This window comes from Nocardia sp. CA-107356 (assembly GCF_050946365.1).
Taxonomy (GTDB): domain Bacteria; phylum Actinomycetota; class Actinomycetes; order Mycobacteriales; family Mycobacteriaceae; genus Nocardia.
The window spans coordinates 9,440,688-9,457,041 of the sequence record NZ_CP191992.1 but is presented as its reverse complement, the minus strand read 5'-3'; the positions used below and the strand labels follow the sequence as shown (position 1 = coordinate 9,457,041).

The 16,354-nt window shown below is 67.9% G+C and carries 12 protein-coding genes; 10 read left to right on the top strand and 2 right to left on the bottom strand.

What is annotated here, in order from left to right:
• Positions 1-631 precede the first annotated feature (631 nt).
• Positions 632-1,519, bottom strand: coding sequence for a helix-turn-helix domain-containing protein (locus ACQP1G_RS42390; RefSeq protein WP_433195794.1), 888 nt, complete (start codon positions 1,517-1,519; stop codon positions 632-634).
• A 128-nt stretch (positions 1,520-1,647) separates the two neighbouring features.
• The gene (locus ACQP1G_RS42385) at positions 1,648-2,478 is read right to left on the bottom strand and encodes a helix-turn-helix domain-containing protein (protein WP_433195792.1); all 831 of its coding nucleotides are present in this window, start codon (positions 2,476-2,478) and stop codon (positions 1,648-1,650) included.
• A 1,279-nt stretch (positions 2,479-3,757) separates the two neighbouring features.
• Here ACQP1G_RS42385 and ACQP1G_RS42380 point away from each other — a divergent pair.
• The 10 genes from ACQP1G_RS42380 to ACQP1G_RS42335 all read left to right on the top strand — a co-directional run bounded on the left by ACQP1G_RS42380 (position 3,758) and on the right by ACQP1G_RS42335 (position 16,238).
• The gene (locus ACQP1G_RS42380) at positions 3,758-4,522 is read left to right on the top strand and encodes a hypothetical protein (RefSeq protein ID WP_433195790.1); all 765 of its coding nucleotides are present in this window, start codon (positions 3,758-3,760) and stop codon (positions 4,520-4,522) included.
• Positions 4,519-5,757: a cutinase family protein gene (locus tag ACQP1G_RS42375; protein ID WP_433195788.1), complete on the top strand. Its 1,239-nt coding sequence runs from the start codon at positions 4,519-4,521 to the stop codon at positions 5,755-5,757. The genes ACQP1G_RS42380 and ACQP1G_RS42375 overlap by 4 nt, the downstream gene beginning before the upstream one ends.
• Positions 5,754-6,893: a lipase family protein gene (locus ACQP1G_RS42370; RefSeq protein ID WP_433195786.1), complete on the top strand. Its 1,140-nt coding sequence runs from the start codon at positions 5,754-5,756 to the stop codon at positions 6,891-6,893. The genes ACQP1G_RS42375 and ACQP1G_RS42370 overlap by 4 nt, the downstream gene beginning before the upstream one ends.
• Positions 6,894-7,320: 427 nt before the next feature.
• Positions 7,321-7,521, top strand: a complete 201-nt coding sequence (locus ACQP1G_RS42365; RefSeq protein WP_433195784.1) for a hypothetical protein — start codon at positions 7,321-7,323, stop codon at positions 7,519-7,521.
• Between the two features lie 606 nt (positions 7,522-8,127).
• Entirely contained in the window at positions 8,128-9,003 is an 876-nt protein-coding gene (locus ACQP1G_RS42360; RefSeq protein ID WP_433195782.1) for a hypothetical protein, read from the top strand.
• Between the two features lie 164 nt (positions 9,004-9,167).
• Positions 9,168-9,947, top strand: a complete 780-nt coding sequence (locus tag ACQP1G_RS42355; RefSeq protein WP_433195780.1) for a hypothetical protein — start codon at positions 9,168-9,170, stop codon at positions 9,945-9,947.
• Positions 9,948-10,017: 70 nt separating this feature from the next.
• Positions 10,018-11,874 (top strand): BTAD domain-containing putative transcriptional regulator, encoded by a 1,857-nt coding sequence (locus ACQP1G_RS42350; protein WP_433195778.1) that lies wholly within the window; start codon positions 10,018-10,020, stop codon positions 11,872-11,874.
• Between the two features lie 794 nt (positions 11,875-12,668).
• Complete coding sequence (locus tag ACQP1G_RS42345; protein ID WP_433195776.1) at positions 12,669-13,853, top strand: AAA family ATPase; 1,185 nt, start codon at positions 12,669-12,671, stop codon at positions 13,851-13,853.
• Between the two features lie 46 nt (positions 13,854-13,899).
• The gene (locus ACQP1G_RS42340; protein ID WP_433195774.1) at positions 13,900-15,600 is read left to right on the top strand and encodes a VWA domain-containing protein; all 1,701 of its coding nucleotides are present in this window, start codon (positions 13,900-13,902) and stop codon (positions 15,598-15,600) included.
• Positions 15,601-15,731: 131 nt separating this feature from the next.
• Complete coding sequence (locus tag ACQP1G_RS42335; protein WP_433195772.1) at positions 15,732-16,238, top strand: hypothetical protein; 507 nt, start codon at positions 15,732-15,734, stop codon at positions 16,236-16,238.
• Positions 16,239-16,354 lie beyond the last annotated feature (116 nt).

The following is a 16,354-nucleotide window of genomic DNA, read 5'->3' as shown; positions in this document are numbered from 1 at the left end:
GAGGTTTGGCATGAAAGTATTTGTGTCGCAAGGACTATCAGATCATCGGTGGCGGTGTTCACGCCACGCATCTGTCGAGGGAATAGGAAACGGTTGTTGTTGATCGGCGGGTCTATCGTGGGCGTCATCGTCGTGTTGGTGTTGCTTGCTGTCGCGGCCGTGGCTTTGGATCCACGTGGCCGCGCGGAGCGGCGCGACCGGGTCGATTCCGATGCGCACGAGCAGGTTCGGCGGCAGTCTCAGTGGCCGAGAACTGACCATCTACACCGTCGATGAACCCCTTGCCTGTCCGGCTTCGGTTGTGCCGCTCTCAGATTCGACCGTCTGCAACGATGCCCGCGCGTGCCTGGTACTCGGTGGGCGCGTGGATCGGCGCAGCGTCACGCTGTTGTTGCGGGCACGCATTGCCTGTGCGGCATCAAACCAAACCCGAGTTTCGTCGCGCCCCCCTTTTCCTGCTACGAGTTCCAGCTCATCCCCGACCAGCACCGTGGCTGCGGCGGCTCGGTACGTGGTCTCCCACCCGGCGAGGGCCTGGCTCGACGGGAAGTTACGTCGGTCATGGTTTGAGACGCTGGCCGCCGTCGGCCGTGTGTGAACCCTAGAAGGAGTCCTTCCGGGGGTGGTGCTGTTAGCGGGCGCTGGCCGGTGGGGTGTAGATGCCGTAGGCGACGAGAACGTCAGCGCAGTCGGTGAATTCGCTGATTTCGAGATTGAGTGTGCGGGGTTCGTCGGTGTCGGGTGTGCGCAGGCGGATCGGGGCTGGGCTGGGGCGGCCGTAGGCGACTTGCAGGGTGGTGGATTCCCAGAGGCGGGTGAATTCGGGGTCGGCGCACAGTGTCTGGAACAGGTGTCGCGCCCGGGGGAGGTCGCGGTAGCGTCCGAGTGCTGCGCGCAGGATGGTGACGGCGAGGCGGGCTTCGTCGTCGTAGTTGTCGATGATGCGGCGGGCGGTGGCGGTGAATATCCACAAGGCGAGGTTGTTGCCTGCGTCGGCGAGGCCGGGCACCGTGCGATGGAATATCTGGTTGCCTTGCAGCACGGTCCGGAGGGGATCGATGTAGACGGCGAGGACCTCGCGGGTGTCGAGGTAGTCGAGGTGGGCTGGGACGCCGAGGCTGGTGAGGCGGTGGCGCATCTCGTCGGCGGATGGAAGGTGGGCGGAGGGTTCCCACAGTTCGTGGAGGTAGCGTTGCTGGCAGGGGTCGAGTCCGTAGGAGTGTGCCAGTTTGGTGACGACGTTGCGGCGGGGAAAGAGTTTGCGGTTCTGTGCGAGCCTGTTGAGGTAGGAGGTGCTGATCCCGGCGTGCTGGGCGGCGGACTCGCGGGACAGGTGGTGGTGGCGGCGCAGGAATTCCAGCGAGTCGTGGAAATCGGGTAATCCGGCCGGTATGGGGGCCTGTCCCGTCTCACCTTTCCTGTCTCTGCGGGGTAGCGCGTGCGCGGTTTCGGTGTGCGAAACACGAGGTGCTGGATTGCCGTCGCTGTCGTGGGCGTGCGCGGGGGAATTGCCTTTCATTGTCGGGACTCCTGTTCGGTGGTACGGGCATTCGGGGGTATGGGCCCGGTTTTGTCGAAGGGTGTGATTGCGGCGCGCTGTGCCGCTGATACGGTCCGCTGCGGCGGGAGGTGGCACTGCGCGGCCGGTCACGACAGCGCCGGTCCGTTGTAGGGCTGTCGGTAGCTCATGCAGAATCGGACGTCGGGGGTGCCTGGGACGTAGCCGAGTTGGACTCTTTCGGAGTACGGCTTGCCGGTGTTGGGGTCGCGCAGGTGAACGAGGTCGTCAGGGCGGCGGCCGTAGGCGACCGCGATGCTGCTGTTCCAGAGCGAGTTGAACGTGGCCGAGCCGCGCAGGTTCTGGAAGAGGGCGAGGACGCGCGGGGTGTCGCGATGGCGTCCGAGCGCACCGCGCAAGGTCGCGACCAGGTAGGCGGCAACACTGTCGCGGTCCACGACGATGTGTTCGGAGGCGGGCGTGGTGCCGGGGTGGAAGAACCACAATGCGATGTTGTCGCTGAATTGTTCGATGCTGGGCAGGCCCGCAGTGAACCGATCGTTGGCCAGTACGAGGTTCCACAGCGGATCGATGTAGGCGCACGCGATCCCCCGCTCGCCGAGGCTGGCCAGTCTTACCCAGCGCTCGGGGGTGGCGGTGCGGGTGCGTAATTCCTCGATCGGTGGCAGAGGGACCGGGGGGCGCGCCAGGTCGCGGGTGTAGCGCTCCTGAGCGCGATCGAGGTCGTAGGCGGTGACGATCCGGTCCAGTACCGCTGGCGAGGGCGCGGCCTGGTTGTGTTCGATCTTCTTGAGCATGTCCGCGCCGATGTGAAGGTGGGCGGCGGCGCGCGGGCGCGCGAGCTTGTGGCGGTCGCGAATCTGGCGTGCCCAGCAGCCGAGGTCGGGTATTCCCGAACAGTGCGAACCGGAGCGGTTGCGTCGGCGTGGGTGGTGTGCCGGGTCCGTCGTCCATGTCACTTCTGCCCCTCCTATTACGGTCTTCCGTACTTCCTTCCACGTGGGGTACGTTGAAGGGTTAACTCCCCCGAGTTGATTCGTTCTTACCAGAGAGAGATCATCCCGGCAAATATTATTCTCTGCGAGCTAGCCCATAAATAGCCACAGGTTTCCGCGCGGCAGGCGCGGCGTATTTGCCGTACCCATACACTCAGGGTCACGCACTCGGAAAGTTTTTTCTACTGACACAACTGTTACCCCTTTCGCGCATCGGTGCTGGCCATCATGTCGGGCCGGGGAGGTAATGATTGTGGTAGCACAATTCTTCCCTCTCGAAAGGGTGGCGCGGCAGCGGTTTTCGGGGTTGTGATGGTGGGGCAACTACACCTCCTCCGGTAAGGGAAAATCGTGGACATATACAATATTCTGTCGCTGCTCGACGCGGGCGCATCGCTGGTCTCGAATGTGCTGGCAGTCGCCTCGCAGGCATTGAGCCTGGTCCTTGTGTTCATCTGATCGGCCGGGCCGTTTCCTCTGATATGGGGAATGCGGCGACGAGTCTCCCGGCTGTGGTCGAGCAGTCGGGGGACACCAGCCTTTCTCACGCGTTGTCGCGCGCATTTCCTGATTCTGTTGCTTTCTTTTTCTCTTTCGCGTGAAGGGTTATTTCGTCATGTTCGAAAACGGGAACATATCCCTGGCCGCCGCCGCGCTCCCAGGACACGGTTGCGCCCAGAGGCCACCTGCCCCCGCGTCGTGGGCGAGGGGCGACTGCTGTGGGGTGGCCGCATGTTGGCTGTCGGCGCGGTGCGGTGGCGATGATGCTGACCGAGCTGGAGGCCACCGCTGTGACGGTCGGCCTGATCGCCGACCAAGCCGGGGCCATCACCCCGGTCCAGCCCACAACGCCACACCCGCACCGCCACCACCGGCTGTGCCACCGTCCGAGCCCCACACGGTGCATCCGCAACAGCCTCCCGAAGTCCGCAACAGCCCGGCGCGGCGCGCCACAACCCTCACCCGCTCCTTCCGGTGATGTGAACACCTGAGAAGCGGCCTCCCAGAAGCACTTTCGCCTCTGGGAGAGGCGCCGAGGACACGCGCCCGCCCCCGCGTATTCACCAATCTTTCTCATCTATCACCCTGACCAATGAAGGGTTTATTCGGCATGCCCAAAACACGGAAATCCCCCCGCGCACCTCTGGTCCAGTGCCGTGTAATCGGCGATGCGCGCCGAAACCGTCTGCACACCAGTCTGTCTCGCGGCGGCAGGACGGTTGTCGCTGGTGCGGTGCCTATCGTGCTCTTGCTGTCGGCGGCGACCGCGAGCGCGACCGGTGCGCCCGCGGCGATCACTGATCAGCCCGGTGTCACCAGCCCCGCGCAGCCCGGCACCTCCACCCCATCTCCGCCGGAACCCGTGCCGCCTCCGCCGGTGTACTACTCCCAGCCCCCCGAGATCCGCAATGGATCCGGGACACGCCCCGCGCCGGCGGTGGATGAACCTGTGGAGCCGATCGCGATCGCGGATCTGCATTTGCCCGAACCGGTGGCACCGGTAGCGCCGATCGAGGCGCCGGAGAACACGATTCGAGTCGGGCAGTGGGAAACACCGCGCCCAGACTGGCTCCCCCCGGAGTGCGCGGACGCCATCAACAACACCGCCGCAGGCGCTGAGGCACAGGTCGCCACCGCCCTGGATTCGGTCGGCATCCCCGCCGGACGATCCGACCGGGTCAGCGGAGCCACCTTGGGCGGGGCCGCCCTCGGCGGTGCTGGTGGCGCTGTCGTTGCCGGAGCACCGGCCGCAGCCCTCGGCGCAGTTGTCGGTGGACTCGTCGGCGGCACCATCGGCGGAATCACCGGCGCTCTGGTCGGCACGGTGGTGGCGGTGCCGGTCATCGGCACGATCACCTCCGGTGTGGCCGGTACCGCGTTGGGGGCGGCGGTGGGCGCGGCAGTCGGTGCGGTCGTGGCTGGTGTTCCCGCCGCCGTGGTGGGTGCGGTTGCGGCTGGCACGGTGGGTGCGGGGTTCGGGGCCGGTGTGGGGGTGGGCCAGCCGTGACCGGGATCCGTATTCTCACCGCGGCAGTGCTGGCGGCGTGCACGAGTGTGTTGTGCGCACCCGGGCCGGGATCGGCGCAACCGCCCCCGCCCGGACCGGGGTGCCCTCTGCTGTGGGTGCTCGGGGTCCAGGGCACCGGGCAGTCCTCACCCGGGGCGGACCCACTGGCCGACACCGGCATGCTCGGCGCACTCATCGGCCCGGTGGTGGCCGCTGTCCCGGATCTGGTGGCGCGCAGCTACATCGCCTATCCCGCCGGGTTCGGGGGCGCGGTGGGCACCGGAGGCGGCACCGACGCCTACGCGGACTCGGTCCGCGACGGCGTCGCCGCACTCGAGGCCGCCGCCGAGCGGATCGCCGCCACGTGCCCGGACACCGCATTGGCTGGGGTCGGGTATTCCCAAGGCGCGCAGGTGGTGTCGGAATTCGCGCGAGCTGTCGGCGCGGGCGAGGGACCGGTCCCGCCGGAGCGGGTCGCGGGCATCGCGCTCTACTCCGATCCCGATCGCGCCCCGGGATCGGCGGTGTTCCCCGGCCGCCCCGGCCAACTCACCCCGGACCCCGCTCCGGGCACGTCTGGGGTGGCGGTGTCGGGGGTGGCGATTACCACCGCGCCCGCGTCTGGGAGCGGGATCGCCACGGGCGAGGGCCTCGATTACGGCGCGCTGACCGGGCGGGTGGCCGAGATCTGTGTCGAGGGTGACTTGAGTTGCGCGGCACCCGATCACGCCGCCCTGTTGCGGATGGCCGCCGAGATCGCCGCCCAAGCCGACCTGCGTGATCCCCTAGCAGCGCTCGGCTCGATCCAGGCGCTCTTGTCGGGCGTGCTCGGTGACGCCTGGACCACCGTGGTCAACAGCGACTTCCGGATCGGTCCCGGCGTCGTCGACTACCTGCCCGAAGCCAGCCTGGCCCAGCGGCTCACCGACGCCGCCGACCCCCGCACCCCACCACCATCCCCGGAAGATACGGCCACAGCGACGGCCCGGTGGGCACAGATCACCGCCCTCGTGGCCGGAGACCCGGTCGGGCAGTTGCCGAAACTGGCGGGGCAGCTCTCGAGTGCGTGGGGGCAGTTGGTCGCCGACAACGCCGATCTGATGAATCCGGCTGTGTGGCTTCGATACTCCGACGTGATCGGCCGCCACACCGGTTACGCCGCCGCCGGGCAACTCGCCAGCGGGGTCGCGTGGATGATCGCACTCGCCCACGACCTCGCCGGGAGGCATCCGTGAACAGCGCACCCATGAACAGCGCCTTCTACGATGCGCCGATCCTCGATGGCCGCCGTGCCGGGGACCTGGTGCGGACACGGCCGGTGTTCGCTCCGCAGCTGATCGGGGCGGCCGGAGCGTGGCAGATCATCTACATCTCCACCAATTCCCGCGCCGAACGCATCCCCGCCTCGGGGATCGTGCTGATTCCCGAGGCGGTCGCAGCACCCGGTGCCACCGCGATCCTGGTGTACTGCCCGGAGTTTCGTGGACTCGGCGGGGTGTGCGCGCCCTCGCAGCTGCTGGCGATCGGCACCGAACCCGACACCGCCGGGATCGAAGCGGCACTGGGGCGCGGCTGGGTGGTCGCGGTGCCCGACGGTGAAGGACTCGGCGTCACCGGCCACGGACCGCATACGTTTCTGGCTGCCCGTGCCGGGGGCCGGGTCGTTCTCGATCTCGCGCGTGCGGTCTATCGCGGTGCGAATCTGGGTGCTCCGGTCGCGCCGGTGCTGGCCTGGGGATACGCCGACGGTGGTCGGGCGGTCGCGGCCAGCGGTGAACTGCATCCCTGGTACGCGCCCGAGGTGGATCTGCGCGGTATCGCTGCTGGAGCCGTGGCCTCCGACCTCGCGGCACTGGCACCCGCGTTCAGCCAAGGCGCGGGCGCGGGAGTCGGACTGGCCGCGCTGATCGGACTCTCCCGAGCCTACGAGCACATCCCGCTGCGGCACGTGCTGACCGACGACGGGATAGCCGCCGTAGCCGAAGCCGAACACCTCACCGGAACTGAACTGCTGCAACGGTTTCCGCAACCGCTGGCGCACTGGTGCCAGCGTCCGGACCCGTGGAACGATCAGTGGTGGCGGCGTGTGCTGGCGTTGGAAACCCTCGCCCACACCAAGCCGGTGGTGCCGCTGCATCTGTATCACGGCAGTGCCGATGCGGTCGTTCCGGTGCAGGCCGGGCGTCGCACACTCATCGCCTACCGGCAACGCGGGACCGAGGTCTCCTGGCGCGAGTACGACGCCGGCCACCACGACACCGCGAGCACCGCCACCAGCGATGTCCTCGCCAGGCTGGGCGAGGACATCACTGGCCGGCCGCCGATTACGGCTCGCGTGCCGCCGGACTCCGAGCACGCGGCCCGCTCCTAGACCCTTCCGGGGAACCCTGCCCGCACCCCGGCCCCCTCCACGGGGTGCGGGCAGGCCCCGGGCGAAACACACAGTCCCCCGAAACGCGCGGTCCCGGACGCACTGCGATGTCTGAGCCGTTTGCGGGGCGGAGGTCGCGCTTCTATACCAGTTCGAGATGCCCTGTCCTGCCCTGGTGTCCCCTCCGCCGGGCCGGACAGGTGCCACACAACAATCCAACCTCCCTGTGTCACACAAGGATCCAACGAATTACGGAGGCATCATGACCGATTTCTACAGCGCACCGATCCTCGGGCAGGGCCGTGTCCCTGGTGATCTGATGCGGCTGCGCCCGGCGTTCGTCCCCCCGTTGCCGGGAGGTGGCCGCCCTCGCCACCGTGGGGCCGACGTTGTCGCGCGGTCACCGCGATAAAGGCAGGTGCAAGGTATGAAAAGCTACCGCGTCTTGGTGATTGTGCTCATCGTGGTCATCGCCATCGTGATCGCAGCGTTCGTGATCACTGTTTGCCACGACGACGGCGACCCAGACGCCACCCCGCTGGATCTGCGCGGGATCGCTGCCGGGGCCGTGGTCACCGACCCGGGCCAGCTCTTGCGGCTCGCCGATACCAGCCGGGCGCGGCCATGACCTCGCCGGGCTCCCCGCCGATTCGGTTGTCGTCGGTCGATGCTCGTGATCTGACCGACCGGATCCGGGTCGGTGTCGAGGCGGTGTGGGAGCTGGTCAAACAGGCGTATGTGTCGCGGGCGTGGTCGGTGCTCGGCTACGACTCGTGGGACGACTACTGCACTCGTGAATTCGGGAACAGCCGGTTGCGGTTGCCGCGCGAGGAACGGTCCGAGGTCGTCGCTTCCATGCGCGGGATCGGCATGAGCACACGGGCGATCGCCGCCGCGACCGGTGTCAGTGACATCACGGTTCGGCGTGAGCTGGCAGGTGCGACAAATGTCGCACCTGAGCCGGTCACCGGAGTCGACGGCAAGACGTATCAGCCGAAACCGCCTGCGCAGGAGCCGCAACCGCGCTCGCCTCGTCGGCGTCCGATCACGGATGCGTTCTTCGATGCCGCCTACACCTTGACCAAGGACACGGCGCGGATCGCGCGCCTGGCTGCTGATGACCGGTTCGCAAAGAACTCCGACCAGATCGCTGGCTCGCACTTGAGTGATCTGGTCCGCGCACGCGACGCGGTGCAACGCGTCATCGATCTCCTGACCCCGAAGGAGGATAGTCATGGAACCAGTCCATCCACCCGTCGAGACACCCCCCGATCCGGAGTCGACGCTGCGCCCGGAGGTGGTTGCTGTGGATGCGGCCCTCGCGACGCGGTGGCTGCGCCGCAACACCAACAACCGCAAGGTTCGCGAGAAGAAGGTGGCGCAGTATCACGCCGAAATGATCGAGGGCCGTTGGAAATTCAACGGTGAGGCCATCAAGTTCGACAGTACGGGGAACCTGCTCGACGGGCAGCACCGGCTCGCAGCGCTCGCCTGTACCGCCGGGACCGGACTGGCGTTCCCGATGCTCGTGGTCGCCGGTCTGGCTTCGGATACGCAAGTCACGATGGACCAGGGTGTCAAACGCACCCCCGCCGATCAGTTGGAGTTGCGCGGCATCGGTTCGACCACCACAGCACAGCTGATCGCGGGCACTATCAGGGTGCTCGAGCGGTGGCTCGACGGCAACGTGTTCGGTGATCAAACCCGGGTGTCGGCGTTGTCGGCACCGAGGGTTGTCGAGTGGGCCGAGCGCAACCCGTCCCATGTCGAGATCATCACTGTGTATGCGAGTCGGGGGATCACGCGGATCAAGGCACGCCCGTCGGTGACGGCGGCGGTCGCGGTACGGCTGCACCACATCGACCCCGATGACTGCGCGGAGTACTTCGACCGTGTGCTCAGCGGAGCGGGCCTGGCGCTGGATTCACCGATCCTCGCGCTACGCGAGCGGCTGGACAGGATCGCAACCAACAAGATCAAGACTTCCGATCGGGAGTTCCTGGCGCTGTTCGTCCTCACCTGGAACGCCTTCCGTCGCGGGCGTCCGCTGACCAAGTTGCAGCTACCCAAGGGCGGTCTGACTCGCGCCAACTTCCCGGAGCCGATATGAGCAACCGAACGAACCCGACTGCTCTCCTACCGCCGGACTCCGAGCACACGGCCCGCCCCTAGACCCGGGGAACCCTGCCCACACCCCGAACACCCCCCTCCCGGGGTGCGGGCAGGCCCGGCGAATCAACCGTTGCAAGAACCACTCCCAATGAGCGGAGGTGAATGATGTTCGGCAAGAAGCCCAAGCCCAGTGAGCCCGACCCGTGGGCCTGGCTCGAGCAGCCGCGACTGGCACCGGCCCTGCACCTCGTATCCGACCCCGACCCCAACCCCGACCCTGGTCTGGACTCTGAACCCGAGACCGGGGCCGGGGTCGAGGCGAGTCCGGAACCATCGGCACAGCAGGGCCGCTGGCTGGTGGCGTTGCCCCAGACTCGGGACGCGGCAGACACAGCGGTAGCACGGCCACTGTGGAACAGGGGCGGGTATCGGGTGCCGGGGCGTGTATGGGCCGCGCTAGCGGCCACTGTGGCCGTGATGATCGGCGTGGTGGCCGTATTTGCCGACGATGCACGCGAGAACGGTGATCCAGTGCGTGCCACGGCGGTAGCGCCGAGCGCGACTTCGGCGGCGGAGGGGGCGTGCACCGGGTTGTCGGGCACCCTGGTGACCGACCGCCCCGCAGACACCACCACGACGGTCGCGGGAGTGATCGCGGCGTTCGAGGCGGCCTACTACATCGATCGCAGCGCCGAGGCCGCGATGCGGCTGCTGGCACCGGAGTCCGGGATCACCACCGAGGCACTCGCCGCCGGGATCGCCTCGATCCCGATAGGCAGCACCCATTGCGTGGCGATCACCCCGATCTCGGCCACGACCGCGAACGTGCACGTGGTGCAGCTGGGTCCGGACCGGCAACGGGTGGACTACCTCCAAGTCATCAACACCCGACCCGGTGACGGTGGTGGACTGCTGATCAGCAACGTTCAGAGGCAGGGATGACACCAGCACAGACTCCCGTCCGCCGGATCCGCCCGCCCGACTCTGTCGCGGCGGGTGTGAGGGTGTCCTGGTGACGGCGACACCGGCGGCCTCGGGCTCGCGGGCGCCGTTGCTGATCGCGGTCGCGGGTCTGGGGCCGCGTGCGGGGACCACGACCACGGCGGTGGCTCTGGCCCGAGCCTGGCCCGGTCGCGAGGCCGCGCTGGTGGTGGAGGCCGACCCCGCAGGCGGGCAGCTGGCCGAATTGGTCGGGAGCGACCCGTATCTGGGGTTGGCGAGCCTGGCTCGCACCCTCGACCTGAACGCACCCGTGCAGGCCGACCGAGTGCTCGAGCACGTGCAGTTCCTGTCCAACGGCGTGCCAGTACTGGCCGCACCACCAGGTCCAGACGTGACTCGCGCGGGGGTGGCCGCCTCGCTGTTGGCCGGTACTCACGGGAGCTGGCGAGCCCTTGGGGCGAGTGTGTTCGCCGATTGCGGTGCCCCCGAGCCGGATTCGGTCCTGAACCCGGTCCTGGCTGCCGCCGACGCCTGCCTGGTCGTCGTCCGCGCCGACTACATCGACCCCGCACGCGCCGCCCGCCGCATCCTGCGGCTCACCGAGGGGTGCCGTCACCGTGGAGTGCTGCTCATCGGGGCCAGCCCGCACAACGACTTCGCCACGGCCCTCGCCCTACCGGTGTTGGGAGCCCTGCCCAACGCGCGAGCCTCGGCCCAAGCGCTGCTGCACGGGACTCGGCAACCGCGTCGCGGTCCTCGTTTGCTCCCGGCCGCCCGCACCATCGCCGCGGCCGTGTGTGAGCAGCTTCGTCCGACACGACCGGCCACGACCGGCCAGCAACGGCGCACTCGCCCGCCGAGCCGCCACGCCGCCGCCGCTCGCCGCCGCTCGGCCCCGCAACCCACGGTGTACCGGCTCGACCCAGCCACCACCGCACCCGCACCCACACCAGCACCGGTGCGCTCGCAACCGGATACCGATGCTGCCCGCCCCCGAGGGCACACCGCTCCCGCACATGTTCCGGCACCTGGCGACACCGCACCTGGCGGCAGCGCACCTGGCGGCAGCGAAGAGCAGATCCGCCCGCGCGAGGGCGACCGAGCCACCGATCCTCCTGCCGCCCAACACGACCCGGCACTGTCGAGCCCGTCTGGCGAGCAGGCCGAGCCGGTGTTGGCGATCAGGGTGTTCGGGCCGACCCGGGTCCTGTGGCGTGCACCCGAGGGCGGTGAGAGTGTGGAGATCACGTGCCAGTTGCGGCCACGCAGCCGGGAGGTTCTGGCTGTGCTCGCCCTGCATCCGGAGGGACTGAGCAGGACAGAGCTGATCGATGTGCTCTGGGGCGCAAATCCCCCGGCCAAGCTCACCGCCGCGCTGGCCAACACCTTGAGCCGGGTGCGCACCGGTATCACCACCGCGACCGGCGGGCAGGTCAGCGCGCCGCTGGCCGATGACCACCTGGGCTACCGGCTCTCGCGCGAGGCGATCACCGTCGACTATTGGGAGTTCACCGCGGCCGTGGCGCAACGCCGCCGCGCCAGTAGCGAGGAGGATCAGGTCGCCGCGTGCGAGCGGATCGCGGGTCTGGCCACTACCGTCCTGGCCACCGACCTCACCGACACGTGGGTCGAACCATTGCGCGAAGCCGCGCGCCGCGACGCCCTCAACGCGCTGGGCTGGCTGGCCGCCCGCACCACCGACAACGATCCCCGCGCCACCCTGGGCCTGCTCGAGACAATCATCGAGATCGACCCCTACAACGAAACCGTCTGGCAAGACATTCTGAGCCTGCACGCCCGCCTCGGCGAACACGCCGCCCTCACCCGCACCTATTCACTGCTCACCCATAAACTCGCCGAAATCGACCAGACCCCGAGCACCCGAACACGCCAACTCCTCGAACACCTGAACCGCACCACGAAATAGATGTCGAGTCGGCCCGGCATGACCATACGAGGCGCGAGAAGAACACGATCGCCTCTCCCGGATCGCGATTGTATGAATTAATCAACCGGGGGTGGTCTGAATATCGCGTATATGATGGAAATAGCGATGTATCGCGGCCCGTGGAAATACGCGAGCGACATGTTTTATGGCACGGAATACTTGCCAATTTCCTATTGCAATGGGCTTCGGAGCCATATCGGATAGTGCACGGAATTTCTCGTGATCTTGAAGAGTCAGATGCGGGGGGTGTTCGATGGTGGTATTCCGTGCGGTGTTCGATGGCGTGATCAAAACACGCCACCCCATCACGGTAAAACTGCTGGTGAGACGGTACATATCCGGGCGGGTGTCATCCAGGATTGTCTATATACAAAGCTATATAGACATGCGTCACCGGCACTCGTCGGCGGTCTCTTGATGTCTGTTCTGTGCGTTTTGCTTACCTGTGGGTATCTCCGTTTCCTCGTCTTCTATCCTTCTGTGTCATTCTTCTATTGCCTTTATCGGTTGTGTCGGTGGTGTCGTCGTCTCGGTCTGGCCCGGCCGTGCGCATTTCATTCGTGCCTTGCGTTGTCGAATAGGGGGCTCGCGGAATTGATTCCGGAAATTGCCGTGTTTTCGGGTTGTGGACTCGCTGTGAGCCGAGCTAGCGTCGATACGTGCCCCGGAATTCGCCGGGGGATTCACGGAAATCCCATTGGTGGCCTCGCCACACGTATGCCACGATCCGCGTGGTGTGTACGTGAAATTGGGTTCGACTTTCAGGAGATGAAATGACATCACCCGCTGCCCCGGTACCCGCTTCCGGTGCCCGTCTGGGTAATGGTGAATTGCGGCGCATGGTCGCCGGTGTCCTGGCCGATAATCCGGGGCGCGAGTATTCCCCCCGCGAGATCGCGAAAACCCTGGCGCGTTCCTCCGGTGCTGTCGGCAACGCGCTCGAGGCGCTGACCGCCGCCGGGCACGCCGACCGCACCGGAAGCTCACCACGCCGCTACCGCGCCAACTCCCACACCGCCGCCGCTTCCGCTTCCGCTTCCGCCGCGCCTGCCCCGGCGGCCCCCGCTACGCCCGCTGCCTCTGCCCTAGCGGTCCCTGCCGCACCGGTACCGGCGGCGCGGCCCGCTACCGCCCCGCGTAGGCCCCGTGCTGTCAAACCGACGAGCGGGCCGGTGGCGCGTCCGAACGGGCAGATGTATCACCCGCGCAAACTCGCCGGTTCCGCTGATGTGGATGTGCTGCGCACCATGCGCGCCGGTGAGGTCCCGGTGCTGCTGTACGGGCCGCCCGGCACCGGGAAGACCTCGTTGATCGAGGCCGCGTTCGGTGACTTGCTGACCGTGCAGGGCGATGGTGACACCACGGTCGCTGATTTCGTGGGCGAGTACACCCAGGCCCCGGATGGCACCTTCGTGTTCGTGCATGGGCCGCTGGTGAGGGCGATGCGTGAGGGTCGGGTGCTGTTCGTCGACGACGCGACCCTCATCGCCCCGAGTGTGCTGTCGTGTGTGTATCCGGCGATGGACGGCCGCCGCGAGATCGTGATCAAAGCCAACGGTGGCGAGGTCATCACAGCCGAGCCCGGGTTCTACATCTGCGCGGGCCACAACCCTGGGGTGCACGGGGCGATCCTGTCGGATGCGTTGGCGTCGCGGTTCGCCTTTCAGGTGCAGGTCTCGAGCGATTACGACCTCGCCGCCAGCCTCGGGGTGAATCCGTTAGCGGTGCGGGTGGCCCGGAATCTGTCCACCCGTCAATCCAAGGGCGAGATCGGGTGGGCACCGCAACTGCGGGAACTGCTGGCCTTTCAGAAGATCGCCACCGCGACCAGCGCACTCACCGCCGCCGCCAACCTCATCGGCACCGCCCCGGAAGAGGACCGCGCCATCGTCGCCGAGGTCGTCAAAACCGTTTTCGGTGCCACCCTCGAGCCCTTGTCTCTGGGCACCCGCCTCTAAAACCCACACCCCTGCACCGCTATCGCCAGATAGGACACCCCCCGCCATGACCGCCGCCTCGCACGTGATCACCACCCCGACCTCACCGACCGCCGTGCCGCCCGCCCGTACCGGGTGGGAGACCCTGTCCGATGCGATGACCGCTGAAACCCCGGCGATCGCCGACCGTGACGACCTCACCGTGGTCATCGCCCCCGGCGCGGCCGACGGGGGGCTCGCGATGTTCGTTCCGGCCCTGGCCACCATCGCTATCGAGGGCGCGCACCTGGGCGTCGACCCTGCCACCGCCCGCCCGTGGCGGCCTGCCGACCGCAACCGTTACGCCCCCACCTGGGGCGCGCTCACCCACGAATGCGCTCACGCCACCCACAGCCGCTGGACCCCACCCTCGAGCGCGCACCCGGAAATCGTAGGGGCGGCAATGCTGTTGGAGGAGTCCCGCATCGAAGCCGCCCAACTACGCCGCCGACCCACCGACCGACACTGGCTGCGCGCGAGCACCCGCGAGCTGGTCTTCGCCGACACCGGCGGCGAACTGGCCACCGCCCAGCTTGCGCCCACCCCGTATGCCGCCGCCCACACCGCCGCGCTCATGCTGGCCCGCATCGACGCAGGCGTACTCGACACCACCGAATGCGCACCCGCCACCACCGCCATCGAAGCCGTGCTCGGCCGCGACACCCTCCGCCAGTTGCGGACGCTGTGGCGCATCGCGCACCGGCTCTCCGACACCAACACCACCGGCATGCTCGAACTCGGGCGACGCTGGGCCGCACTGGTCGGCCCCGAACCCCACACCACCCCACAACCAGGCTCCCCACTCGGCGAAGCCGTCACCGGCGCACTCGGGAACGTCGCGAAAAACGTTGCCGCGCACCAGCTCCCACCCGACCCGGCAGACGTAGCCGACCGTGCCGCGCGGGAGGAGGCCCGCCACACCGACCGCGCCGACACGACAGCGGCGAACGTGTTCGGCAAACGTCCCCGCACCGGCCGCAGTACCGGGCGCACCACTCGCGTGCCTCGCGACGGGGAACGCGCTGCCGCGCGGGTGCTGGCTCGGGCGCTGAATACCGCCAGCCAGCGCGAGCGCGCGGTCACCAAGACCACCTCGGCGCTGCCGCCGGGCCGGTTGCGGATGCGCGGGGTGCTGGCCCGCGAGGCTCAACGCGCTGCTGGGGCGGTCCCGACCGCGCAACCGTTCACCCGCTCCACCCGCAAATCCGTTCCCGTGCCGCCCCTGCGGGTCGGGATCGCGTGCGACGTGTCCGGGTCGATGGACGACTACACCGCCGATGTGGCCTCGGCCGCCTGGATCATCGCCACCGCCGCGAAACTCGCCGTGATGCCAGCCGAAACGGCCACACTGACCTTCGGTGAGAAGGTGCTGCCGGTCACCTACCCCGGCACCGCCCCGGCGAAGGTGACCGACTTCGCCGCCACCGCCCTCTACGAGGCCATCGACACCGCCATCGATGCCCTCGACGGTGCCCTCGGACTATCCCGGCCGGAGAACACCCGCCTGCTGGTCATCATCTCCGACGGCCGCTTCCGTGCCGAGCCCCGCGCCGCCGCACAGAAGCGACTGGATCGGTTGCGCGCCAACGGCTGCGCGGTGCTGTGGCTGACCCCGGACGAGGCATGGTCCACCCCCTTGACCGGCGCGACCGTGCACGAACTCACCAACCCCGCCGACACCGCCGCCGCCATCGCCCACGCCGCCGTGGCAGCCGTACGCACCGCATAAACCCCGCCACCGTGGCGCGGGGCACCCAACCCCGCGCCACGGCAGCAGCCCGCCCGTTTCAGATACCCGCTGAATCTCTGGTCCCCGCAATCACTTTCGACAACAAACGCAATCCCGGAAGGAAACCCACAATGACAAACGACGACACGACAACCGCCCCCGCAACCACCCTCACAGCCCCCGGTGCCGACTGCCCGATCCGGGTGGGGGACGAGGTCACACTCGCCGATCAGCCCGACCTACGCGCCACGGTCACCGATGTGCACCTCCACGACGGCATCCTCGTGTGCCGGGTGCGAACACCGGAAGGCGCGCGTGGTCGGGCTCATCCGTGGCATCTGCTGCCCGCCGACGGCGGCAGCGAGCAATGGCACCAGCAGATGCGCGAGCTACTCACGGCCCAGCGCGCCCACGCATCCGACCTCCTCGAGTCCCGGCGTGACCAGCTCGCCGACCAAGCCGAGGCACTCGCCCACCGGCTCGCTGCCCTGGCCACCACCCTGCGCCACGGGCAGCTACCCGACATCGGCGACGACCCAGCCGAATTCGACGCCCGCGAACTCGACGCCGACCTCGCCGAACTACACGACCTGCACACCGACCTCACCGCCGCCGACCTGATACCCGGCGAGGACTGACCACAATCCGGAAGAGTCGAATTCCTCTCGCAGTATTCGAATTCCGGCGACAGACGAGAGGAATTCGGGCGTGGATCATTGTTTTCACGTTCCGCTTGACATCGGCACGGGTATCG

What these genes read in the sequence shown, in the direction of transcription:
- ACQP1G_RS42335 (WP_433195772.1), top strand. Translation starts at nt 15,732, where the DNA reads ATGACAAACGACGACACGACAACCGCCCCCGCAACCACCCTCACAGCC.
- ACQP1G_RS42365 (WP_433195784.1), top strand. Translation starts at nt 7,321, where the DNA reads ATGAAAAGCTACCGCGTCTTGGTGATTGTGCTCATCGTGGTCATCGCC.
- ACQP1G_RS42345 (WP_433195776.1), top strand. Translation starts at nt 12,669, where the DNA reads ATGACATCACCCGCTGCCCCGGTACCCGCTTCCGGTGCCCGTCTGGGT.
- ACQP1G_RS42360 (WP_433195782.1), top strand. Translation starts at nt 8,128, where the DNA reads ATGGAACCAGTCCATCCACCCGTCGAGACACCCCCCGATCCGGAGTCG.
- ACQP1G_RS42390 (WP_433195794.1), bottom strand. Translation starts at nt 1,519, where the DNA reads ATGAAAGGCAATTCCCCCGCGCACGCCCACGACAGCGACGGCAATCCA.
- ACQP1G_RS42340 (WP_433195774.1), top strand. Translation starts at nt 13,900, where the DNA reads ATGACCGCCGCCTCGCACGTGATCACCACCCCGACCTCACCGACCGCC.
- ACQP1G_RS42355 (WP_433195780.1), top strand. Translation starts at nt 9,168, where the DNA reads ATGATGTTCGGCAAGAAGCCCAAGCCCAGTGAGCCCGACCCGTGGGCC.